Annotated in this window: 1 protein-coding gene; it reads left to right on the top strand. The window is 68.3% G+C overall.

All coding sequences use genetic code 11. The annotated features are described in order from the left end of the window. Positions 1–67 precede the first annotated feature (67 nt). Positions 68–1,444, top strand: a complete 1,377-nt coding sequence (locus QLQ12_RS46770; protein WP_282767541.1) for an IS30 family transposase — start codon at positions 68–70, stop codon at positions 1,442–1,444. The last annotated feature ends 7 nt before the right edge of the window (positions 1,445–1,451 follow it).

Raw genomic sequence — 1,451 nt, 5'->3', positions numbered from 1 at the left:
GGTGAGTTCAACCGGTCGTCGCAACACTCGGGGTATGGGGGTGTTGATGGGCCGGCCGGCAGGGTGGATGAAGACGTTGACGGGCAGAGCGGCGATGAAGTCGCCGGGGGCACCGGCACTGCGGCGCGAAGTCGAGCGGCTGTTCTGGCGTGAGATCCGGAAGGGCCTGACCTGCGAAGATGCCGCTAACGCGGTCGGCGTGTCGCAAGCAGCAGGTGCCCGATGGTTCCGGCAACGTGGCGGTATGCCGCTATTCATGGTCGCGCCGGTCACCGACCGGTACCTGTCGTTCGCCGAGCGCGAAGAGATCGCCGTGCTCAACGGCCAGGGCCTCGGCGTCCGTGAGATAGCCCGCGCAGTAGGCCGGGATCCGTCGACGATCTCGCGGGAACTGCGCCGCAACGCGGCGACCCGCGGCGGCAAGCTCGACTATCGAGCGTCGGTGGCGCAGTGGAAGGCCGACCTGCTCGCGCGGCGCCCGAAGGCGTCAAAGCTGGTCACGAACGAACGGCTGCGCGAATACGTGCAGGAACGTCTCTCCGGACACGTCCGCCGCGCCGATGGAACACCGGTGCCCGGCCCGGCCGCGGCGCCGTGGAAGGGACGCAACAAGCCGCGACGCCAGGACCGCCGCTGGGTCAGCGCCTGGAGTCCGGAGCAGATCGCGCGCCGGCTGCGCATCGACTTCCCCGATGATGAGGACATGCGCATCTCGCACGAGGCGATCTACCAGGCGCTGTTCATCCAGAGCCGAGGCGCGTTGAAGCGCGAACTGGTCGCCTGCCTGCGGACTGGACGCGCCCTGCGGGTGCCACGCGCCCGGGCCCGGCAGCCTCGCGACGGCATGGTCACCCCCGAGCTGATGATCAGCGAACGGCCCGCCGAGGCAGCGGATCGCGCTGTGCCTGGCCATTGGGAGGGTGACCTCATCATCGGACTCGACCGGTCCGCGATCGGCACCCTTGTGGAACGCACGACCCGCTACACGATGCTGCTGCACCTGCCTCGCATGGAGGGCTTCGGCGTCGAACCGCGCGTGCACAACGGTCCGGCGCTGGCCGGCCGCGGTGCCGCAGCGGTCCGCGACGCGATCACCACGACGATCACCATGCTGCCGGATCAGCTGCGCCAGACGCTGACCTGGGACCGAGGGAAGGAACTCGCGCAACACGCTCAGCTGACCGTCGAAACCGGCGTGCGGGTCTACTTCGCGGACCCGCACAGCCCTTGGCAACGCGGCACCAACGAGAACACCAACGGCCTGCTGCGCCAGTACTTCCCGAAGGGCACCGACCTGGCTCGCTGGAGCCGCGACGACCTCGATGCTGTCGCCGCAACACTCAACAACCGACCACGTAAGACACTCGGCTGGCAAACCCCCGCCGAGGCCATGAACGAGCAGCTACTGTCAGTACAAAGCAGCGTTGTTGCGACGACCGGTTGAATACGGG

The organism is Actinoplanes sandaracinus, from assembly GCF_030009775.1.
GTDB classification, from domain to species: domain Bacteria; phylum Actinomycetota; class Actinomycetes; order Mycobacteriales; family Micromonosporaceae; genus Actinoplanes; species Actinoplanes sandaracinus.
Note: the sequence above shows the minus strand (reverse complement) of the source record. Positions and strands in the feature narration are given on the sequence as shown.

Excerpts from the sequence above, each read along its gene's own strand:
- QLQ12_RS46770 (WP_282767541.1), top strand. The coding sequence starts at position 68 with ATGAAGACGTTGACGGGCAGAGCGGCGATGAAGTCGCCGGGGGCACCG.